Raw genomic sequence first — 21,809 nt, 5'->3', positions numbered from 1 at the left:
ATTGCGCCGTCCGCACAGGAATCCTCCCCGCCAAGCGCAGAGAAGTCGGTTCTGATTCATAAGTTTATGAAGGCATCTGGCCTTCAAGGCCGGATCGACACAGGGAGTTTTCTAGAAAGATACGCTTTCATGCCCGAGCTGGGATGGGCGCAAGGCACTGAAAATGCTCCACGGAACAGCACACTGATTGAGCAGTGGACCGGCCCCATTGACGCGCTGAAAGGGCCTATGAGAAATATCGCCCTCAATATCAGGAAGCATATGAGAGCCATATCAACTGGGAATTCACCGAGGAAGAGCTGCGCGGAATCGTGAGCTTTTTGGAGTCACCACTCGGCGAGCACTATCTCGACGGAACATGGCGAATGGAGGCTTACACGGGCACCAATATGGAAGAGACCGAAGAATTGCTCGTAAGACAGGCGGTTGAGCTCTATCGGACCCGATAGGACATTCGGTCAGCTTGCCACCCCCAAAACAGACATCCCCACCCGCAAAATTAGTGCTTTCCTACATTATTCCGGTGACATAATCTCCACAACAAGCTGCCGCACTCTGCCCGCCATTCCCGGCGCCCGCGCCGGTCTGGTCCTTGCGGGGTCGATGCAGAGACAAGTTCGACAACTTTGGAAGTAAATTACGTCAACCGACGCCATCATGACATTCGCATTGGCGACGACGGTGCATCGCGCTATCGGCGGCGCGATGAGCCTGTTTCCCCCCGCCACCTGTTCGCGTCTGATCGTCAAGATCGGGTCGGCACTGCTCGTCGATCCAGATGGTGCGGTGCGGCGTGACTGGCTGGCGGGCATCGCTGCCGACATTGCCGAACGGACCCGCGCCAGACAGCAGGTCGCCGTTGTTTCGTCGGGCGCGATCGCACTCGGCGCGCGGCGGCTGGGACTGGCGAAGGGTGGACGCGGCACATTGGAAGATGCACAGGCGGCCGCAGCGACTGGGCAGATTGCGCTGTCGCAGGTGTGGGCCGAGGTACTGGCGGCCGAAGGGCTGACCGCGGCGCAGATATTGGTGACGCTCGACGATCTGGAGGACCGGCGGCGTTATCTGAATGCCGCGGCGACGCTCGACCGGCTGCTCAGTCTGGGCGTCGTGCCAATCATCAACGAAAATGACAGCGTCGCGACCGAGGAAATCCGTTTTGGCGACAACGACCGTCTGGCGGCGCGCGTCGCGCAGGCGGCGGGGGCGGGCGGTGTGGTGCTGCTGTCTGACATCGACGGACTTTACGACAAAAACCCGGCACTGTCGGGCGCCAAACATATCGAGCGGGTCGAACGCATCGATGCCGCGATCGAGGCGATGGCCGATACCGGATCGGCGTCGGGCATGGGATCGGGCGGCATGGTGTCAAAAATCGCTGCGGCACGCATCGCCAATGCCGCGGGCGCGCATCTGGCGATCGCCTCGGGACGCATCGACCGGCCGCTGTCGACCGCCGCGCGGCACAGCCTGTTCGTCGCCGAAAAAGGCGCGAGCGCGCGCAAGGCGTGGCTCGCGGGCGGGCTCACCGCCAAGGGGCGGCTGACGATCGACGCCGGGGCTGCCCGCGCGCTGCGCGGCGGCGCCAGCCTGCTCGCTGCGGGGGTGCAGACCGCAACGGGCAGCTTCGCGCGCGGCGACGTCCTCGATATCGTCGGTTCCGACGGTGTCGTGATTGCGCGCGGGCTTTCCGAATATCCCGCAACCGATGCCGCGACGATTGTCGGCCTCGGCCGCGACGCGCAGGAAGCAGCGCTCGGCTATGCACCGCGCAGCGCGATGGTCCACCGCGACCATATGGTGCTACTGTGAAAATCCACTTCCAGACCCTCCCCACTTGTGGGCAGGGGACCTGGCGGGAAGCGGTGGTGGAGGGATTTGACGTCCTTTCTCAACGTCGCGCGCACACGCGCCCCCCCTCCGTCAGCGGCTACGCCGCTGCCACCTCCCCGCGAGCGGGGAGGATCGAAATTTGACCGCTGTCCTGGCGATGACCGGGGCAACCGGTTTCGTCGGCGGCGCGACGATGCGGCAAGCGGTCGAGCAAGGCTGGCATGTCCGAGCCCTCACCCGCCGCCCCCAGCCCGAGCGCGCAGGCGTGACATGGATCGCGGGCGCGCTCGACAAGCCCGACAGCCTTGCCGAAATGGCCGCGGGCAGCGACGTCGTGATGCACATTGCGGGGGTGGTCAACGTCCCGACGCGTGCTGCGTTCGAGGCGGGCAACGCCACCGCGACCCGCCAAGTCATCGATGCCGCACGCGGCGCCAGCGTAACACGCTTCATCCATGTCTCGTCGCTGGCGGCGCGCGAGCCCGGCCTTTCCAACTATGGCTGGTCGAAGGAATGCGCCGAAATCATCGTGCGCGACAGCGGCCTCGATTGGACGATCGTCCGCCCGCCCGCGGTCTTCGGACCGGGCGATACCGAAATGCTCGACCTGTTCCGCATGGCACGGCGCGGCATCGCGCTGTTGCCGCCCACCGGCCGCATCTCGGCGATCTATGTCGATGACCTCGCGCGCCTGCTCGTTGCGCTCGCCGCCGATCGCGATGCCAGCATTGGTGCAGTTTACGAACCCGACGACGGCAAGCCCACCGGCTGGTCGCACCGCAGCTTTGCCCGCGCGATCGGGCGTGCGGTGGGACGCAGCCATGTTTCGACCCTCGCAGTCCCACGGTCCGTGCTCAAAGCGGGTGGGCAGATCGACAAACTCGTCCGCCGCGGCCGCGCCAAGCTGACCCCCGACCGCGCGCGCTATATCGCGCACCCCGACTGGGTCGCGACCGCGGGCGCGCACCCGCCTGCCGATCTGTGGCGCCCAGAGCGGGAAACCGACGACGCGCTCGCCGAAACCGTGCGCTGGTACCGCCGCGAAGGCTGGCTGTGATGTCGCCGATAGGGCCACATGACCCGCCGGTCGAAGCGTGCATTGCCAACGGCGAGCCGCATCCCTAGATCTGCGACATGACCGAAACCACCGCCACCACCCCGAACGATCCCGCCGGCCCCTGGGCGATCCCTGTGCGCCGCCCGCTCCCCGGCGACGACAAGCCACGGTCGAGGACCAGCTTTCCGCGCAAAGTGTGGAACCTGCTCGTCGGGATCAAGGACGCGCTGGCACTGATCTTCCTGCTGCTGTTCTTCGTCGCGCTGTTCGGCCTCCTCGCCGGACGCCCCAACGCGGGCTTGCCGGTCAGCGAAGGCGCGCTTCTGATCGAACTCGACGGCGTGGTCAGCGAACAGCCTGCCGAAGTCGATACCTTCACCGCATTGTCGGGCAGCGACCAGCTCAAGGAAATCCGCGTCCGCGATGTCGTTCATGCGCTGGAAACCGCCGCAAATGACAAGCGCGTGACCTCCGTCGTGCTTGATCTCGACCGCTTCCTCGGCGGCGGGCAGGTCTCGCTCGCCGAAATCGGCAGCGCGATCGACAAGGTTCGCGCCAAGAAAAAGCCGGTGCTGGCTTTTGCCACCGCCTACACCACCGACAGCTATCAGATCGCCTCGCACGCCAGCGAAGTGTGGGCCGACAGCATCGGTGGCGTTGCGATCGCCGGCCCCGGCGGATCGCGGCTTTATTACAAGGGCCTGATGGACCGCTTGGGCATTACCGCGAACATCTACCGCGTCGGCACCTTCAAAAGCGCGGTCGAACCCTTCCTGCGCGGCGATCAGTCGCCCGAAGCGAAAGAAGCCAATCTCGCTTACGCCAGCGTGCTGTGGGACAATTGGCTGACCGACGTCAAAAAGGCGCGTCCGGCGGCCAAGATCGACGCCTATATCGCCGATACAGCGGGCGCGGTGCGCGCGGCGGGCAATGACCTGTCCAAGGCATCGCTCGACGCCGGGTTGGTCGACAAGCTCGGCAGCCGCATGGCGTTCAACACCCGCGTCGCCGAAATCAGCGGCGCTTATGACGACAGCAAGCCATGGGAATATAATGCGATCCCGCTCGAAAACTGGGTCGGGGCGAACCCGCCCGAACTGAAGGGCAGCGCGATCGCGGTTGTCCCCGTCGTCGGCGAGATCGTCGATGGCGAGGCACCGACCGGCATCGCTGGCGGCACCACCGTCGCCCAGCATATCCTCGACGCCGCGTCTGACAGCAGCACCAAGGCGATTGTCCTGCGCGTCGATTCGCCCGGCGGGTCGGTGCTGGCGTCCGAAGAAATTCGCCAGGCCTTGCTCGCCGCGAAGGCGAAGAAATTGCCGATCGTCGTGTCGATGGCCAATGTCGCGGCGTCGGGCGGCTACTGGGTGTCTACCCCTGCCGACCGCATTTTTGCCGAGCCTGATACGATCACCGGGTCGATCGGGGTTTTCGGTATCCTGCCCAGCTTCGATCAGGCGCTCGCCAAGATCGGGGTCACCGCTGACGGCATCGCGACGACGCCGCTGTCGGGCCAGCCCGACGTGTTCGGCGGCGTCAACGACGAATTCAACGCGCTGGCGCAGGCGAGCGTCGAGGACGTCTATGCCCGCTTCACCGGACTGGTCGCGAAAAGCCGCAAACAGCCGCTGGAGAAGGTGCAGGCAATCGCCGAAGGACGCGTATGGGCGGGCGGCACCGCGCGCCAGCTGGGCCTGGTCGATCAGTTCGGCGGCCTGCCCGATGCGCTGGCGGCGGCGGCGAAACTCGCCAAGGTCGATGGCGACTTCCACGCCAAATATTATGAGGACGAACCGAGCGCATTTTCGAAAATGCTCGCCAGCTGGGGCAGGGGCGAAGAAGAAACCGCCGCCGCGCCGCGTGGCTGGTTCGGCATCGCGGCGATGAACCGCCAGCTGACCGAAAGGCGGCTGATGCAGGATATGGCGCTGCTCACCCAAACCGGGTCGGTGCAGGCATCATGCCTCGACTGCCGCGGCTATCTGCCCGCCGTGCCGCGTCCGGGCAAGGCCGAGGCGAAGGGGTTCTTTGCGACGATGGCGCTGCTCCTGAAGTAGTCGTCGTCATTGCGAGGAGCGAAGCGACGCGGCAATCGAGAGTAGCGTAAACTGCCTTGGATTGGTTGGCCTACGGCCGCCTTCGGCCCGCTTCGCTCGCAATGACGCTCTTTGAAAGTTGTGCGTTCGTTACGCCGCGACGACCCCAGCCTTTGCATGCCCCGCAATTGCGTCGGCCAGCGTATCGACCAGCGCGAGCGGCAGGTCATGCCCCATGCCGGGGATCGTCAGCAGCCGCGCCCCGGCGACATTGTCGGCGGTGTCCCGTCCCGCAGCCAGCGGCACCAGCGGATCATCCTCGCCATGCACAACCAGCGTCGGCGCGGTGATCGATTTCAGCAGCGCCCGCCGGTCGCCATCGGCAACAATCGCCGCCATCTGGCGTGCGACGCCCTGCGGATACCAGCCGCGTTCGAAATCGGCGCGGACGCGGCGCTGTAATCGCTCCTCGGCCGCGGGGTAACCCGGACTACCGATCACCCGCGCGGCGCGGACCGAATAGGCGATCATATCCTCAGGATCGCCCCTCATCGGGCGGTTCGCCAGCACCTGCATCGCTTCCTTGCGCGCCCGCGGCAGGCGGCGGTTGCCGGTGCTCGACATGATCGAGGTCAGCGACAGGGTGCGATCGGGATAGCGCGCCGCGATATGCTGCGAAATCATCCCGCCCATCGACGCCCCGACGATATGCGCGCGGTCGATCCCCAGATGATCGAGCAGCGCCATACCGTCGGCGGCCATGTCGGCGAGCGTATAGGCGGGACGCACCGGCAAGCCGATCGCCGCCTTCACAAACATCCATTTCAGGTTCGGCACCCCCGCTGCCTCGAAGCGCGTCGACAGCCCGACGTCGCGATTATCATAGCGGACGGTTCGGAATCCGTGGGTGTTCAGCGCGTCGACGAACTCGTCGGGCCACAATGTCAGCTGCCCGCCCAGCCCCATCACCAGCAGGATCGCGGGCGCGTCGCGCGGCCCCTTGTCTTCATAGGTGATATTGATGCCGTTGGCGGTCGTCTGCGCGATGGTCATGCTGCGGAAATCCTTTGGCCGATTTGCTGCACCATGGCGCAGTTGACGCGAACGTCAAGTCGGGTGCCTAACCGCCGGTTTTAGGATCGCGATAGGCAGGGAGTGCGAGCGACCAGCGGATCGCCGCGCCGCGCAGGATGAACCCGGCAACCGCACCGATCACCGCCGCAACCGGGGTGCCGACGCCGAACCAGAGCAGCAGCAGGAACAGGCCCGACGCGAGCGCCGCCGCGGTCACGTAGATTTCGGGGCGCACAATGATCGACGGCACCCCCGCCAAAACGTCGCGGATGATCCCGCCGACGCAGCCGGTGATCACCCCCATCAGCAATGCAGGCATCGGCGGCACGCCCCACGCCATCGCCTTGGCGGTTCCGAACACGCTGTACGCGGCGAGGCCGACCGCATCGGCCCATTCGAGCAAGCGCCCCTGCCACCAACGCTCAGGCGTCGACCAGACGATCAGCGCGATCGCGATGCAAACCACGGAGATCGCCTCGTCCTGCACCCAGAACACCGGGGCGCCGATCAGCAGATCGCGCACGCTGCCGCCACCAACCCCCGTGAGCAGCGCAAAGAAGCTCGCAGTGACGAGCGTCTGGCGCAGCCGCACCGCCATCAGCGCGCCTGACAGCGCGAACACGCCGATGCCCGCCAGGTCGAGAAGGCGGACGATCAGCGCATTGTCGAAATCGAACATCGGCGCCTATTTCGTCCCCGGCCGCACCCCGCCGATGACCGACAGGACGATCGCCGAAACCGCGCCGCGGATCACCGGCTCAGCCTGGGGGGCAAAGAAGGGCGAATGGTTGGTCGGGATGGGCTGACCCTTCACCTTCAGATCGGCGAGCATCGCGGGGTCATAGCCGCCGATCGCGAAATAGAGCGACGGGATGCCCGCGCCGACAAATTCCGAATAATCCTCGCTCGCCGACACCGGCGGCGCGCTGGCGGGCGCGAACAGCAATTTTTCGCCGAACACCGGCTTGAGGATTTCAAAGCCATTGGCGGCCATCGTTTCATCGTTCACCAGGCTTGCGGTGCCGGTCAGATAGGTGATCGTCGGTGCGGGCGCATTGCCCATCATCGCCGCCGCCTTGGCCGAACGCTCGGCGCCTGAACGCAGCAACTGGCGCACCTCAGGGGTCAGCGAACGGATGTTGACCTTCACCTCGGCGCTGTCGGGAATGATGTTGGGAGCGCTGCCCGCATTGATCGCACCGATCGTCAACACGCCGAAGGCATAGGGGTCTTTTTCGCGACTGATGACGGTCTGCACATCGGTGACGAAGCGCGCCGCGATCGGGATCGGGTCGAGCGTCGCCGACGGCATCGAGCCATGACCACCGCGGCCATGAAAGGTAATCGAATAGCTGTCGGAGGCCGAGAATGCGGTGCCAGCCTTGATCCCCACCGTCCCCGTCGGGCCGTTCAGCACATGCGCGGCAAAGCCATAGTCGGGCTTGGGAAAGCGCGTCAGCAGTCCGTCTTCGAGCATCGCTTTTGCGCCCTTCAATATTTCCTCTGCGGGCTGACCGATCAGGACGACCGTCCCCGACCAGCTGTCGCGCATCGCGGCGAGCGCCTGCGCGACGCCGACCAGATAGGCGACGTGGGTGTCATGGCCGCACGCGTGCATGACCGGCACATCCTTGCCTTCATAAGTCGCCCGCGCCTTGCTCGCCCAGGCGAGGCCGGTCTTTTCCTCCATCGGCAGGGCGTCCATGTCGGCGCGGATCAGGATCGTCGGGCCGTCGCCATTCTTCAGCACGCCGACGACGCCGGTGCCGCCGACCTTTTCGGTCACGGTGAAGCCCGCCTTGCGCAGCTGTTGCGCCAATATGCCCGCGGTGCGCACCTCCTGCATCCCGAGTTCAGGGTTCTGATGCAGATCGCGGTACAGCGCGTCGAGCGCCGGATAATTTTTGTCGAGCAGCGCGGTCAGCCGCGCGTTGGCGGCATTGAGGTCGGGCGCCGCCTGCGCGCTCGTCGCGGTGAGGGAGAGGGCCAGCGAAGCCGCTGCCCAGAGCCAATGCTTCGCCATAATCTCTCTCCCCTTTGATCCCAATCAGACGTGGATTGGCTTGCCCGTCACCGCCATTGCCGCTTCCTTGATCGCCTCGCTGTGCGTCGGGTGCGCGTGACAGGTGTAAGCGATGTCTTCGGACGTCGCGCCGAATTCCATCGCCTGCGCCGCCTGCGCGATCATCGTTCCGGCAACGCTGGCGATGCACCAGACGCCCAAGACGCGGTCGGTCTTGGCATCGGCGATGATCTTCACAAAGCCGTCGGGCTCATGGTTGGTCTTGGCGCGACTGTTGCCCGCCATCGGGAATTTGCCGACCTTGATGCCTTCAGGACTTTGGGCCCTTTCCTTCGCCTGCTCTTCGGTCAGGCCGACCCCGGCGATTTCAGGCCAGGTGTAAACAACCGACGGGATGACGTCGTGGTTCACGATGCCCGTCTGGCCCGCGATATTCTCGGCGCAGGCGATGCCTTCGTCCTCGGCCTTGTGCGCGAGCATCGGGCCGGGAATGACGTCGCCGATCGCCCAGATACCGGGAACCAGGGTGCCGAAATCATGACCGGTTTCAATCTGACCGCGCGCGTTGACCGAAAGGCCCGCCTTGTCGAGCGCCAGCCCGTCGGTGTTCGGGCGCCGCCCGATCGACACCAGCACGACATCGGCTTCGAGCGTTTCCGCGTCGCCGCCTGCTGCGGGTTCGAGCGTCAGGACGGCTTTCTTGCCCTTGACCGCCGCGCCGGTGACCTTGGTCTTCAGCTTGAATTCGATGCCCTGCTTCTTGAAGATGCGGTTCGCATCCTTGCGGATATCCGCGTCCATGCCGGGCAGGATCTGGTCAAGAAATTCGACGCAGGTGACCTTGGCGCCCAGGCGGCGCCACACGCTGCCCAGCACGAGCCCGAAAACGCCGCCGACGATGACGACCATATGATCCGGCACCTTGGCCAGTTCGAGCGCGCCGGTGGAATCGACAATGATCTGCTTGTCGTTATCGACATCGACGCCCGGCAGCGGGGTCACCGACGAACCGGTGGCGATGATGATGTTCTTGGCACGATAGGTTTTGCCCGCGATTTCGACGCTGTCCTTGCTGGTGAAGGCGGCATAGCCCTTCAGCCAGTCGACCTTGTTCTTTTTGAACAGGAATTCGATGCCGCCGGTCAGCCCCTTGACCGCGTCGACGCGCTGCGCGTGCATCGCGGGCAGGTTCAGCTTGGGGCTCACATCGATCCCCATCTTGGCCATCATGCCGTTGGCCGCGGCATCATAATATTCGGACGCGTGCAGCATCGCCTTCGACGGGATGCACCCGACATTGAGGCACGTACCGCCGAGCGTCGCGCGGCCGTCGGCGCACGCGGTTTTGAGCCCAAGCTGCGCAGCGCGGATAGCCGCGACATAACCGCCGGGGCCGGAACCGATGACAAGAACGTCGTAGTCGTAATCAGCCATTTCAAACTCCGTTCGTCATCCCAGCGAAAGCTGGGATCGCTGGCTGCCAAGAGCGACGCCAGGGGATAGCGGCCCCAGCTTTCGCTGGGGCGACAGTATTACAAATCGATCAGCAACCGCGTCGGATCCTCGATCGCTTCCTTGATCGTCTTGAGGAAGGTCACCGCCTCGCGTCCGTCGATCAGGCGGTGGTCGTAGCTGAGCGCCAGATACATCATCGGGCGGATCACGATTTCGCCGCTCCGCACGACGGGGCGATCCTCGATGCGATGGAGGCCGAGCACCGCCGACTGCGGCGGGTTGATGATCGGGGTCGACATCAGGCCGCCGAACACGCCGCCGTTCGAGATGGTGAAGGTGCCGCCGGTCATGTCGTCCATCGTCAGCGTGCCGTCCTTGGCGCGCTTGCCAAGGTCGGCGATAGCCTTTTCGATTTCGGCGAAGCTCAGGTCGTCGGCGTTGCGGACGACCGGCACGACCAGCCCGTTCGGCGCGCTGACCGCGACCGACAAGTCCAGATAGTCGTGATAGACGATCTCATCGCCGTCGATGCGCGCGTTGACCGCCGGAATATCGTGCGCGGCGAGCGCGACCGCCTTGGTGAAAAAGCTCATGAAGCCGAGGCGGACGCCATGCTTTTTCTCGAACGTCTCGCGATATTTGTCGCGCGTCGCCATCACCGCCGACATGTCGACATCGTTGAACGTCGTCAGCATCGCGGCGGTATCCTGCGCCGCTTTGAGGCGCTTGGCGATCGTCTGACGCATCCGCGTCATCTTGACGCGTTCCTCGCGGCGGCCAGGCGCGCCTGATGCGGCGGGCGTTGCCGCCGGCGCAGCCGCAACGGCGGGCGCTGCTTCGGGCGCCGCATTGGCGGCCGCAAGGACGTCTTCCTTCGTCAGGCGGCCATCCTTGCCAGTGCCTTTGATCCGGCTCGGGTCGAGACCATGCTCGAGCACGAGACGGCGCACCGCGGGCGACAGGGTGGTGACGCCGTCGCCGCTGTCCTCGGTTGCGGGCGCTGGAGCGGTCGCGGCGGGAGCCGGAGCGGCTGCTTCGGCTTTTGCGGCGGGAGCAGTCGCGGGCGCGGCGGCCTTGCCGTCACCCGCTTCGATCGTTGCGATCGTCGCGCCGACATTGACGGTGTCGCCGACCGCGGCGACCTGCTGGCCCATCACCCCGGCGACGGGCGACGGAACTTCGACCGCGACCTTGTCGGTCTCAAGGCTGGCGATCGGCTCGTCGAGCGCGACCGCGTCACCCGGCTGTTTCAGCCATTCGCCGATCGTCGCTTCGGTGACGCTTTCGCCCAGCGTGGGGACTTTGACTTCGGTGCTCATAAGTGCAGTTCCTTGGGGGGCTTAAGCTTGGATCAGGCTTTGTTCTTGCTGCGGCGGATTTCGGCGCGGACGCTCAGGCCGAGCGCGTCGGCGACAAGCGCCGCCTGCTCGGTCTGGTGACGGCTCATCAGGCCCGTCGCGGGCGATGCCGCGGCGGTGCGGCCGGCGTAGCGCGGGCGCATGCCCTTTTTTCCGGCATCGGTCAGCGCGTCCTCGATAAAGGGTTCGACGAAGGACCAACCGCCGTTGTTGCGCGGTTCTTCCTGCGCCCACACCACGTCTTCCAGCTTCGGCATACGCTTCAGCCGCACGCTCAGTGCTTCGCCTGGGAAGGGATAAAGCTGTTCGATGCGGATGACCGTCGTGTCGGTCAGCCCCGCGGCGTCGCGCGCTTCCATCAGGTCATAGCCGACCTTGCCCGAACAGAGCACGACGCGCTTGACGTCCTTATCTTCGAGCACGGCGCGGTCGGACATGATGCGGCGGAAATGCGCCTCGCCGATGAAGTCGCTCCGCTGTGACACCGCCAGCTTGTGGCGGAGCAGCGACTTGGGAGTCATGAGGACCAGCGGCTTGCGGAATGGACGCAGCATCTGGCGGCGCAGGACGTGGAAATAGTTCGACGGGGTCGAAATATTGCACACCTGGATATTGTCGCCCGCGCACAGTTGCAGGAAGCGTTCGAGGCGCGCCGAGCTATGCTCGGGCCCCTGCCCTTCGTACCCATGCGGCAACAGCATCACGAGCCCGTTGGCGCGCAGCCATTTGGCCTCGCCCGATGCGATGAACTGGTCGATCATGATCTGCGCACCATTGGCGAAATCGCCGAATTGCGCTTCCCAAAGAACCAGTGACTTCGGGTCGGCCATCGCATAGCCATATTCGAACCCGAGCACGCCATATTCGGACAGCGGGCTGTCGAGCACTTCGAACCGGCCATGCGGGACGGTGGTCAGCGGCACATATTTGCGCTCGTCTTTTTGATCGACCCAGACGGCGTGGCGCTGGCTGAAGGTGCCGCGCCCCGAATCCTGCCCAGATAGACGGACCTGATAGCCCTCGCTGAGCAAGGTACCGAAGGCGAGGCTTTCGGCAGTCGCCCAGTCGAATACTTCCTTGTCGCTCTTGTCGGCGAACATCGCACCGCGCGCGTCGATGACGCGGCGCAGCGTCTTGTGGATGTCGAGGTCGTCGGGAACCGTCGTCATGATCCGGCCGATTGAGTCGAACAGCTTCTCGCTGACCCCGGTCGCGATATTGCGCCGCGAATTTTCGGGGTCGGCGGGGGCGTGCAACCCCGACCAGCGCCCGGCAAACCAGTCCGCCTTGTTCGGCTTGTAGCTCTTGGCGCCCTCGAAATCATCTTCGAGCCGCGCGATGAACTCGGCGCGGCGGGCATCGGCCCACCCGGCGTCGATCACGCCTTCGCTTTCCAGCTTCGCGGCGCATAGCTGCGACACCGGCGGATGCTGGCGGATGCGCGCGTACATCAGGGGCTGGGTGAACGAGGGCTCGTCGCCTTCGTTGTGACCGAAGCGGCGATAGCACCACATATCGATGACTACGTCGCGCTTGAACTGCTGGCGGAAATCGATCGCGAGCTTGCACGCAAAGGTCACCGCTTCGGGATCGTCGCCGTTGACGTGGAGGATCGGCGCCATCACGCCCTTTGCAACGTCGGAAGGATAGGGCGACGAGCGCGCGAACTGCGGGCTGGTGGTAAAGCCGATCTGGTTGTTGACGATGAAGTGGATGCAACCGCCGGTATTGTATCCGCGGATGCCGGAGAAGCCGAGGCATTCCCAGACGATCCCCTGGCCCGCAAACGCCGCATCGCCGTGAATCAGCACCGGCAGCACCTGCTCATGCTTGGTCAAATCGTCGCGCACCACCTGCTGCGCGCGCACCTTGCCGAGCACGACGGGATCGACGGCTTCGAGGTGCGAAGGGTTGGGGACCAGCGACATATGCACCGAAGCGCCGCCAAACTCGCGGTCGGTCGAGGTGCCGAGGTGATATTTGACGTCGCCCGAACCGCCGATGTCATCGGGGTTCGCCGATCCGCCGGCAAATTCGTGGAAGATGATCTTATACGGCTTCGCCATCACGTTCGCGAGCATGTTCAGACGCCCGCGGTGCGCCATGCCATAGACGATTTCCTTGACCCCGTACTGGCCGCCATATTTGATGATGGCTTCCATCGCGGGGATCATGGATTCGCCGCCGTCGAGGCCGAAACGCTTGGTCCCGACATATTTTTTGGCGAGGAATTTCTCCCACTCCTCCGCCTCGATCACCTTGTTCAGGATGGCGCGTTTGCCCTCGACCGAAAATTCGATGATCTTGTCGGCGCCTTCCATCCGTTCCTGCAGGAACTGGCGCTCCTTCAGGTCAGCGATGTGCATATATTCGAGGCCGACATTGCCGCAATAATTGGCGCGTAGGACAGTTACGAGCTCCCGCACCGTCGCACGCTCAAAACCCAAAGTGCCGCCGAGCCAGACCGGCCGGTCCTGATCGGCACCGACAAAGCCATGATATTCGGGGGTCAGGTCTGCCGGCAACTCGCGCTGGCTCAGCCCCAGCGGGTCGAGATTAGCGGCGAGGTGCCCGCGCACGCGATAGGTGCGGATCAGCATCATGGCGCGGATCGAATCATTCGCCGCACGTTCGACTTCGGCGTTCGACAGCGGCGCACCGCCCTTCGCGGCGGCGGCCTTGACGGCGACCTGCATCTGCTGCGGGTCGAGCGCGGCGGTCAGGTCGTCGCTGTCGACCGGCGGCCAGTTTTTCGGCGCCCAGCTGGGACCGGCCTGCGGCTCATCGATGTCAAAGCTTTGTCGTTCGAGGTTCATTGTCATTTCCATTCTCGAAAGAGAAATGGCTCCGGGGAGGATATGGGGAGCAACGCCCGCTGACAACGACTGTTGCCAGCGGGCGCTTAAATCACACGCGTTCTTTCAGCACTTCGACCAGGGTCGTGCCGAGTTCGGAGGGGCTGGCCGACATCGTGATGCCCGCAGCTTCCATCGCCGCAATCTTGCTTTCGGCATCGCCCTTGCCGCCGGACACGATCGCGCCGGCATGTCCCATGCGGCGCCCCGGCGGCGCGGTACGGCCCGCGATGAAGCCCGCCATCGGCTTTTTGCGGCCGCGCTTGGCTTCGTCGATCAGGAACTGCGCTGCCTGCTCTTCGGCGTCGCCGCCGATTTCGCCGATCATGATGATCGATTTGGTCGCTTCGTCGGCGAGGAACAGTTCGAGCACGTCGATGAAGTTGGTGCCGTTGACCGGATCGCCGCCGATGCCGACCGCGGTCGTCTGGCCCAGGCCTGCATTGGTCGTCTGGAACACCGCTTCATAGGTCAGCGTGCCCGAGCGCGAGACGACGCCGACACTGCCCTTTGAAAAGATGCTGCCCGGCATGATGCCGATCTTGCATTCGCCGGGGGTCAGAACGCCGGGGCAGTTCGGGCCAATCAAGCGCGATTTCGAACCGCTGAGGGCGCGCTTCACCTTGACCATGTCGAGCACCGGAATGCCCTCAGTGATACAGACGATCAGCTCCATCTCGGCATCGATCGCCTCAAGGATCGAGTCAGCAGCGAAGGGGGGCGGCACATAGATGCAGCTCGCGGTCGCGCCAGTCGCCGCCTTGGCCTCCTCGACGGTGTTGAAGTTCGGCAGGCCAATATGCGTCGTGCCGCCCTTGCCCGGCGTCACGCCGCCGACCATTTGCGTGCCGTAAGCCAGCGCTTGTTCGGTGTGAAAGGTGCCGGTCGCACCGGTCATCCCTTGCGTGATGACTTTGGTGTTTTTGTCGATGAGAATGGACATATTCTAATTCTCCTGGGGAGAGTCAGCCCGCCCGGCGCAAGCACCGGGCGCAGCCAAAAAAATCAAGCGAGGCTCGAATCCAGCGCCTTGCACGCGTCGAGCAGTTCCTTGACCGCGTCGACCGAAACCTGCAGGCCCGCCTTGTCGGCATCGTCGAGTTCGATCTCGACGATCTTCTCGACCCCGCCGGCGCCGATCATCACCGGCACGCCGACGTACAGGCCGTCGAGGCCATACTGGCCATCGACAAAAGCGGCGCAGGGCAGGATGCGCTTCTGATCGCCCAGATAAGCTTCCGCCATCGCGATGCCCGAGGCTGCGGGCGCATAGAAGGCCGAACCGGTGCCAAGCAGCGCGACGATTTCGCCGCCGCCGCCGCGGGTACGCTTGACGATCGCGTCGATCTTGTCCTGCGACGACAGGCCCATCTTGACGAGGTCGGGGACGGGGATGCCATTGACGGTCGAGTAGCGAACGACAGGAACCATCGTGTCGCCGTGGCCGCCGAGCACGAAGGTGTTCACATCCTTGACCGACACGTCGAATTCGTCGGCGACGAAGTGGCTGAAGCGCGCCGAGTCGAGCACGCCGGCCATGCCCACGACCTTGTTGTGCGGCAGGCCCGAAAATTCGCGCAGCGCCCACACCATCGCGTCCAAGGGATTGGTGATGCAGATGACGAAGGCGTCGGGAGCGTTGGCCTTGATACCTTCGCCGACGGCCTTCATGACCTTCAGGTTGATGCCGAGCAGGTCGTCGCGGCTCATCCCCGGCTTGCGGGCGACCCCGGCGGTGACGATGATGACGTCGGCGCCCGCGATTTCCTTATAGTCGTTCGAGCCGGTGATCTTCGCGTCGAAGCCCGCGATCGGACCAACCTGCGAGAGATCGAGTGCCTTGCCTTGCGGCACGCCTTCGACCACGTCGAACAGGACGACATCCCCGAGTTCCTTTTGCGCGGCGAGCAGCGCCAGCGTCCCGCCGATATTTCCGGCTCCGATCAATGCGATCTTCTTGCGTCCCATGGCGCGCGGCACTCCCTTCCTGGCAAGCCCGGCAATGCTTCACAGACCGGCGGCACACGGGCTAAAGTGCCATGCCGATCCCAAGACTGGGGTCGCCCCTACGCCGATTCCCTTAACGAAACAACCGCGAAAAGCTGGAAAATCCGCCTTTTTTTGCAATTAGTTCGCAATACCAATAAGCCCCGCCGACGCACAGCTTGAATTGGGAATTGGTGGACAATGTCGCAAGGGCATGACAGGTTTTTCCCGGAGGGCAGCCCCGAATCGATGAGTTAACCCTCCCTTATCGCTGGGGTGGTAGGCGCGAGGGGATGACGAGGGCGATCATCAGTTTCGACACCGAATTGTCGGCTGGGCTCTACCAGCGCGGCGCCGATGTGCGCGCGAATTTCGAAAGCTCGATCCTCGGCCGCTGCCGCGACGGCGATTTCGGCATCCATTTCCAGATGGACATGCTCGAACGCCACGGCCTGACCGGGGTGTTCTTTATCGATCCGATGCCGGCGCTGGTATATGGCCCCGAGGTCATCGATGCGATCGTGCGCCCCGTCGTCGAACGCGGTCACGAGGTTCAGGTGCATATCCATACTGAATGGCTGGCCTTTGCGCGCTTTAGCCCGGTCGGCCGCCTGACCGGGCGCAACATCGGCGACTTTCCGCTGGCGGCGCAAAAAAAGCTCATCTCACTTGCGCGAGAGATCCTGGTTGGCGCAGGAGCGCCGAGACCAACCGCCTTTCGCGCCGGCAATTTCGGCGCCAACGACGACACGCTGCGCGCGCTGGCGTCGCTCGGCTTCCGCTTCGACTGTAGTTTCAACGGGGCGTATCTGGGCCGCGGCTGCTCGATCTCGCTCGACGCGGGCAATCTCGGCATGCGCGAGCATCATGGCGTGGCCGAAGTGCCGGTCAGCGGGCTGATGGACCGCGCCAGCCGCTTCCGCCCCGCACAGCTATGCGCGATGTCCGAAGAGGAGATGCGCGATGCGCTGGATCATGCGGCGGCCAGCGGCTCGATACAGTTTTCGGCGTTCAGCCATAGCTTTGAGTTGCTCAGCCGTGATCGCAAGGTCGCCAACCGGCTCGCGATTTCGCGGATGGAGGCGCTGTGCCGCGCCGTTGCCGACGACCCGCGGGTGACCAGCGGCGGACTAGCCACCATGCCTGCGCCGCCGGCGCGTCCGGCGCGAATCCATGTTCCCGCCCCGCGTCCGCTGCGCACGCTGCGCCGGGTCATTCAACAGGGGTTCGGGCATCTTGCCCATGAGGTGCGCTATGTTCGCAACTTGATTGCGGTGACGATCAACTCGTCACGCTGGGGAAAGATTGCCAGCGGCGTCCTGCTGGCCATGGCCTAGGCTGAGGTAATCGTCCGACTGCATTTCGGCGAGGCGGCTCGCGGTGCGCTCGAATTCGAATGCGCCGTCGCCCGCTATATACAACTGGTCAGGCATCGCAGCGGCGCTCGCGAGTAGCTTGACCTTATATTCGTAGAGCGCGTCGATCAGCGTCACGAAGCGCGCCGCTTCGTTGCGGTTCTCCGGCCCCATGCGCGGGATACCGACGATGATAACGCTGTGGAAATGGCGCGCCACCGCCAGATAGTCGGACGCCCCGCGCGCTGCAGCGCACAGCCGCTTGAACGAAAAAACCGCAACGCCTTTCAGCGCTTTCGGGACATGCAACGTCCGCCCTCCGCCCAGATCGAGATCGAGTGTTGGCACATGCGCGCGATCCTCGGGCGGGTAATCGGTCAGGCGGAAGAAGGCCGCCGACAGCGCCGCGCTCGCCGCCCCGTCGGCGGGGACGAACCAGCGCGCCCCGTCACCCAGCCGGTCGCGGCGATAGTCGGTGGGGCCGTTCAGTCCCATGACGTCTAGCTTCGCCTCGACCAGCGCGATGAAGGGCAGGAAATGCTCGCGGTTGAGCCCGTCCTTGTACAGATCCGACGGCGGACGGTTCGAGGTCGCAACCACCGTCACCCCGCGATCGATCAGCGCGGTGAACAGGCGCGAGAGGATCATCGCATCAGCGCTGTTGTTCACCACCATCTCATCGAAAGCCAGACAGCGAATGTCCGCAACCAGTGCATCGGCAACCAGCGGGATCGGGTCGCCCGCCTCGCTTTTGCGCACCTCGCGCATCCGCGCATGGACGTCGAGCATGAAGGCATGGAAATGCACCCGCCGTTTGCGCTGGATGTGCAGCTGGTCGTAGAACAGGTCCATCAGCATCGACTTGCCGCGCCCGACCGCGCCCCACAGATAGACGCCGCGCGGCGCGTCGGGCTTGCGCCCGGTCAGCCGCCACAGCAGGCTGCCGCGCGGCGGCACCGTCTCGAGTTCGGCCTGCACTGCGTTCAACCGCTCGGCGGCGACACGCTGTTCGGGATCAGGGCGGAGCTCGCCGCCCGCGACGAGCGCGTCATAGGCCGCCAGCACCGACATCAGCCGCGATCCTTGCTCGCCTTGCGAATGGTGCCGGCGAAGCTCAGCACGATATGGTTGTCGTCTTCGCCCTGCACCACCAGCCCGCGCAGGAAGATCAGGCGGCCCGTCTCGCGCACCAGCTCCACGACCGCATCAAGCGGCTCGCCGACCCGCCCCGCGCCGACAAATTGCGTCGACAGATCGAGCGTCACCGAATGGCCGGCGTTGAGCGAACCGAACTGATGCGACGCCGCGAACAGCGCGATATCGACCAGTGCCAGTGTCACCGCGCCATGGACGTTGTTGCCCAGGTTGCTGTGCTTGCGCTCTGGGATCATCCGGACCCGAGCACAGGGGCGGCCATCCGCGGTGGGTGGCTCGACCCGGACCGTCAGCGGCTCGATGAAGCTGTTGAACCGCGTAGCGTCTTTCAGATCCCAGCTGAGCCAGCCATCGCCCGTTTCTTCGGCGCTAAAATGGTCGGCGCGGCGCGGCTCCTCGATCCCGTCGTTCACACCTGCCGCTCGGCCTCGAGCTTCTTGATCTCGGCGATCGCGCGCGCCGGGTTGAGCCCCTTCGGGCAGGCGTTGGCGCAATTCATGATCGTGTGGCAGCGATAGAGGCGGAAGGGATCCTCGAGCTCATCGAGCCGCTCGCCGGTCATCTCGTCGCGGCTGTCGGCGAGCCAGCGATACGCCTGAAGCAGGATCGCCGGACCGAGGAACTTGTCGCTGTTCCACCAGTAACTGGGGCAGCTGGTCGAGCAGCAGGCGCACAGGATGCACTCATACAGTCCGTCGAGCTTTTCGCGCTCGGCAGGCGACTGGAGGCGTTCCTTGCCGCTCGGCGTCGTCGTCTTCGTCTTCAGCCACGGTTCGATCGACGCATATTGCGCGTAGAAATGGGTGAAGTCGGGGACCAGGTCCTTGATGACATCCATCGCGGGCAGCGGGGTGATCGTGATGTCGCCCTTCAGATCCTCGATCGCTGTGGTGCAGGCGAGGCCGTTCTTGCCGTTCATGTTCATCGAACAGCTGCCGCAAATGCCCTCGCGGCACGACCGGCGGAAGGTCAGCGAGCTGTCCTGCTCGCTCTTCATCTTGATCAGCGCGTCGAGTACCATCGGGCCGCATTTTTCGGTGTCGACCTCGAAGGTATCGAAGCGCGGATTCTGGCCGCTATCGGGATCATAGCGATAGACTTTGAACGTCTTGACCGCAGCCGCCCCCTCGGCCTTGTGGACCTTGCCGGTCTTTTGCGGGCGGCTGTTCTTGGGCAGGCGGAATTCGGCCATGTCGCGAGGCTCCCTTAGCGATTGCGGGCTGACTAGACCCGATTGACAGACACGACAAGGGGGTGATGGGGGGTTGAAAGCGCGAAAGCCGCTGGCAGCCGCGCGGGCAAGGCGCTAGGGCGGCAGCGATGAGCGAAAGCGCCGCCCAACCCGCCGTCACGAGCCGCAGCGTCGCCCGCGGGCTTGGCACCACGGTGCTCGCGCGGCTGGGCGCGGTCGTCGAAATCGTTGCGCAGCCGCTCTATGTGCTGATGTTCGGCCTCGCAGGCTATGGCCTTTACGCAGTGCTGTGGGCGACGATCAACCTGCTCGAAAACATCTTCGACCTTGGCATGACCAGCGCGATGCAGCGCACCGTACCGCAATCGGCGAGCGATGCCGAGGCGGCGGCGGCGCTGCGCACCGCGATGATTTTTGGCGTCGGGCCGTGCATCATCGTCGCGGCGCTGATCGCGGCCTTCGCCGCCGACCTTGGCTCGCTGCTCAATGTTGCGGCGCAGGACCGCGCCCTCGTAACCCCGGCGATCCGCGTCTTCGTCTGGGCGCTACCGCTCTGGGCTTTTGTCGAGATTGCGACCTCGGCGCTGCGCGCGCGCATGGTGTTCGGCGCCGAAATCCGGCTGCGGATCGTGTGGGAACAGGTGTTGCGGCTGGTGTTCGCGGGGCTGTTCTTTGCCGGCGGACTGGGACTCAAAGGCCTGTTCATCGCGCATCTCTGCTCGCTGGCGATCACTGCATTCCTGTGCGTCCGCTTGCTTGCTCAACATTATGACCTAGCGGAATTCTGGCGAGGCTCCGGGTCCACTGAAACGACGGGCAACACTTTCTGGGCCGGGCTGTCGATCCTGCCGTCGAACATCATCGCGCGGCTGTTCGGTGACGCTCCGGCGTTGATACTCAACCTGTTGCTGCCGGGCGCCGCGGGCGCCGCGGCAGCGGGGCTGTTCACCATCGCGCGCAAGCTGTCGAGCGTAGTCCAACTCGTCCGCATCGCATTCGTCTATGTGATGGCACCGCTCGCCGCCAGCGCCGAGCGCGAAGATCGAGCGCAGGTTGCCGACATCTACGCCTATGCGACGCGCCTGATCTCGGCAATCGCGCTGCCGCTCGCCGCGGTGCTGGCGGCAGGCAGCGCTTCGCTGCTCAGCCTGTTCGGCGCGCAGGCCCAGGCGGCAAAGGCGGCGCTGGTCATCTTGCTGTTCGCGCGCGCCGCCGAAGCCGTGCTTGGTATTTCTTCGCCGGTGCTGCAAGTCGTCTCGGCCTTTCGCCACCAATTGACCGCAAGCATCTTTGGCGTCGCCGTGGCGGTCGTCGCCGGCTGGCTGATCGTCGGGCGTTTGGATGCACTTACCGGGGTGACGCTCGCCACGGCGATCGGCATTGTCGTGATGGCGGCGGTCCCGATGATCCAACTCGCGGCCAACGAAAAACTTCACCCGTTTGACCACCAGTTTCCAATCGTCGCGCTGCGCGGGATCAGTATCATGCTGGCGGCGGGGGGTGTCGCTCTGCTGGCAAGCCGCCTTGCCGACCCTATTGCCCTGCCAACCATCATCCTGGTCGCCGTCGTCGCGATATGGCTATCGATGCGCTTTGCGCTGCCCATCGCCGACCGAGCGTCGCTGGGCAAGACGGGCCGACGATTGCGGCTCTATAAACGAGCGCCGCCATGAACCAAAATGCGGCGCTGTCATGCAATCGGGTGGCGATCTACGATCTGGACCGCACCGTGTTGCGGACGCCGACCTTCACGCTGTTTCTGCTTTGGGCGACGTGGCGCGCCGCGCCGTGGCGGCTGCTCTTGCTGCCGCTGCTGGCTGGCCTGGCGATCGGGCATGGCCTCAATTTTTATGGGCGTGACCGGTTCAAGCCTTTCGCCATCCGCCTGATGCTGGGCGCCACCATACCGCGCAACTTGATGAATGATCTCGCCAAGCGGTTTGCTTTCTGGCGCGTGTCCGGCGACGTGCCGCAGGGTGCGCGTGCCAGTATCGCGCGCGATCGCGCGCAAGGCTATCGCCTGGTCATGGCAACCGCAGCACCCGAATTTTACGCAGGGGCAATCGCCGACGCGCTCGACTTTCACGACCTTGTCGCAACGCGCCATCATCGCGATGCCGACGCCAACTGGCTACCCGCCATCGACGGCGTGAACTGCTATGGTGTGGAAAAGGCGCGCCGGGTCAGCGCATGGCTGGATACCCACATGCCGGGCACGACGCGCCACGTCCGCGCCTATTCCGACCATGCCAGCGACGCACCGCTGTTTGCCATCGCGGACGAGGCTTGGCTGGTTGGGCGTAGCCGCAAACTGGCCGATCTCGCAGCGCGGAGCGGCTGGCGGATGATCGACTTTGAAGTCGAAGATCCGCCGGTTGACTGAGCACCGGGGTTGCAACCGCATCCTGTTGATGCTCAAGAGGCGGC

The 21,809-nt window shown here is 64.7% G+C and carries 17 protein-coding genes and 1 pseudogene; 7 read left to right on the top strand and 11 right to left on the bottom strand.

Features of this window, described 5'->3' with window-relative positions:
• Positions 1-254: 254 nt before the first annotated feature.
• The 4 genes and pseudogenes from K0M74_RS19795 to sppA form a co-directional block, all read left to right on the top strand.
• Positions 255-449, top strand: a pseudogene (locus K0M74_RS19795) (DUF2059 domain-containing protein); the annotation flags it as partial.
• A gap of 256 nt (positions 450-705) precedes the next feature.
• The gene (proB, locus tag K0M74_RS03315; RefSeq protein WP_293967983.1) at positions 706-1,812 is read left to right on the top strand and encodes a glutamate 5-kinase; all 1,107 of its coding nucleotides are present in this window, start codon (positions 706-708) and stop codon (positions 1,810-1,812) included.
• A gap of 178 nt (positions 1,813-1,990) precedes the next feature.
• Positions 1,991-2,890, top strand: coding sequence for an NAD(P)-dependent oxidoreductase (locus tag K0M74_RS03310; RefSeq protein WP_293967980.1), 900 nt, complete (start codon positions 1,991-1,993; stop codon positions 2,888-2,890).
• Between the two features lie 77 nt (positions 2,891-2,967).
• Positions 2,968-4,950, top strand: a complete 1,983-nt coding sequence (sppA, locus tag K0M74_RS03305; protein ID WP_293967952.1) for a signal peptide peptidase SppA — start codon at positions 2,968-2,970, stop codon at positions 4,948-4,950.
• A 129-nt stretch (positions 4,951-5,079) separates the two neighbouring features.
• On the opposite strand, the gene K0M74_RS03300 is transcribed toward sppA, so the two are convergent.
• From K0M74_RS03300 to mdh, 8 genes are all read right to left on the bottom strand, one after another.
• Complete coding sequence (locus K0M74_RS03300; protein WP_293967949.1) at positions 5,080-5,982, bottom strand: alpha/beta fold hydrolase; 903 nt, start codon at positions 5,980-5,982, stop codon at positions 5,080-5,082.
• A 67-nt stretch (positions 5,983-6,049) separates the two neighbouring features.
• A complete protein-coding gene (locus K0M74_RS03295) occupies positions 6,050-6,682 on the bottom strand; it encodes a trimeric intracellular cation channel family protein (RefSeq protein ID WP_293967947.1) in 633 nt (210 codons plus the stop codon).
• 6 nt (positions 6,683-6,688) lie between these two features.
• A complete protein-coding gene (locus tag K0M74_RS03290; protein ID WP_293967944.1) occupies positions 6,689-8,026 on the bottom strand; it encodes an amidohydrolase in 1,338 nt (445 codons plus the stop codon).
• A gap of 24 nt (positions 8,027-8,050) precedes the next feature.
• Complete coding sequence (gene lpdA / locus K0M74_RS03285) at positions 8,051-9,460, bottom strand: dihydrolipoyl dehydrogenase (protein WP_293967941.1); 1,410 nt, start codon at positions 9,458-9,460, stop codon at positions 8,051-8,053.
• 98 nt (positions 9,461-9,558) lie between these two features.
• Positions 9,559-10,800: a 2-oxoglutarate dehydrogenase complex dihydrolipoyllysine-residue succinyltransferase gene (gene odhB, locus K0M74_RS03280; RefSeq protein WP_293967938.1), complete on the bottom strand. Its 1,242-nt coding sequence runs from the start codon at positions 10,798-10,800 to the stop codon at positions 9,559-9,561.
• A 32-nt stretch (positions 10,801-10,832) separates the two neighbouring features.
• Positions 10,833-13,655: a 2-oxoglutarate dehydrogenase E1 component gene (locus tag K0M74_RS03275; RefSeq protein WP_293967935.1), complete on the bottom strand. Its 2,823-nt coding sequence runs from the start codon at positions 13,653-13,655 to the stop codon at positions 10,833-10,835.
• 91 nt (positions 13,656-13,746) lie between these two features.
• Positions 13,747-14,637, bottom strand: a complete 891-nt coding sequence (sucD, locus tag K0M74_RS03270; protein ID WP_293967932.1) for a succinate--CoA ligase subunit alpha — start codon at positions 14,635-14,637, stop codon at positions 13,747-13,749.
• Between the two features lie 62 nt (positions 14,638-14,699).
• Positions 14,700-15,662: a malate dehydrogenase gene (gene mdh, locus K0M74_RS03265; protein ID WP_293967929.1), complete on the bottom strand. Its 963-nt coding sequence runs from the start codon at positions 15,660-15,662 to the stop codon at positions 14,700-14,702.
• A gap of 311 nt (positions 15,663-15,973) precedes the next feature.
• On the opposite strand from mdh, the gene K0M74_RS03260 reads away from it, so the two are divergent.
• Entirely contained in the window at positions 15,974-17,017 is a 1,044-nt protein-coding gene (locus K0M74_RS03260; protein ID WP_293967927.1) for a hypothetical protein, read from the top strand.
• Here K0M74_RS03260 and zapE read toward each other — a convergent pair.
• The 3 genes from zapE to K0M74_RS03245 are packed head-to-tail and all read right to left on the bottom strand — an operon-like array spanning position 16,970 to position 19,382.
• Positions 16,970-18,109, bottom strand: a complete 1,140-nt coding sequence (zapE, locus tag K0M74_RS03255; RefSeq protein ID WP_293967978.1) for a cell division protein ZapE — start codon at positions 18,107-18,109, stop codon at positions 16,970-16,972. The genes K0M74_RS03260 and zapE overlap by 48 nt on opposite strands.
• A complete protein-coding gene (locus K0M74_RS03250; protein ID WP_293967924.1) occupies positions 18,106-18,603 on the bottom strand; it encodes a PaaI family thioesterase in 498 nt (165 codons plus the stop codon). The genes zapE and K0M74_RS03250 overlap by 4 nt, the downstream gene beginning before the upstream one ends.
• The gene (locus tag K0M74_RS03245) at positions 18,600-19,382 is read right to left on the bottom strand and encodes a succinate dehydrogenase iron-sulfur subunit (RefSeq protein WP_293967921.1); all 783 of its coding nucleotides are present in this window, start codon (positions 19,380-19,382) and stop codon (positions 18,600-18,602) included. Before K0M74_RS03245 ends, K0M74_RS03250 begins: the two co-directional genes overlap by 4 nt.
• A gap of 128 nt (positions 19,383-19,510) precedes the next feature.
• On the opposite strand from K0M74_RS03245, the gene K0M74_RS03240 reads away from it, so the two are divergent.
• Positions 19,511-21,055, top strand: a complete 1,545-nt coding sequence (locus K0M74_RS03240; RefSeq protein WP_293967918.1) for an oligosaccharide flippase family protein — start codon at positions 19,511-19,513, stop codon at positions 21,053-21,055.
• Complete coding sequence (locus K0M74_RS03235) at positions 21,052-21,765, top strand: HAD-IB family phosphatase (RefSeq protein WP_293967916.1); 714 nt, start codon at positions 21,052-21,054, stop codon at positions 21,763-21,765. The genes K0M74_RS03240 and K0M74_RS03235 overlap by 4 nt, the downstream gene beginning before the upstream one ends.
• Positions 21,766-21,809: the final 44 nt, after the last annotated feature.

Origin of the sequence: Sphingopyxis sp. (assembly GCF_019459305.1) — a bacterium.
Lineage (GTDB): Bacteria > Pseudomonadota > Alphaproteobacteria > Sphingomonadales > Sphingomonadaceae > Sphingopyxis.
Note: the sequence above shows the minus strand (reverse complement) of the source record. Positions and strands in the feature narration are given on the sequence as shown.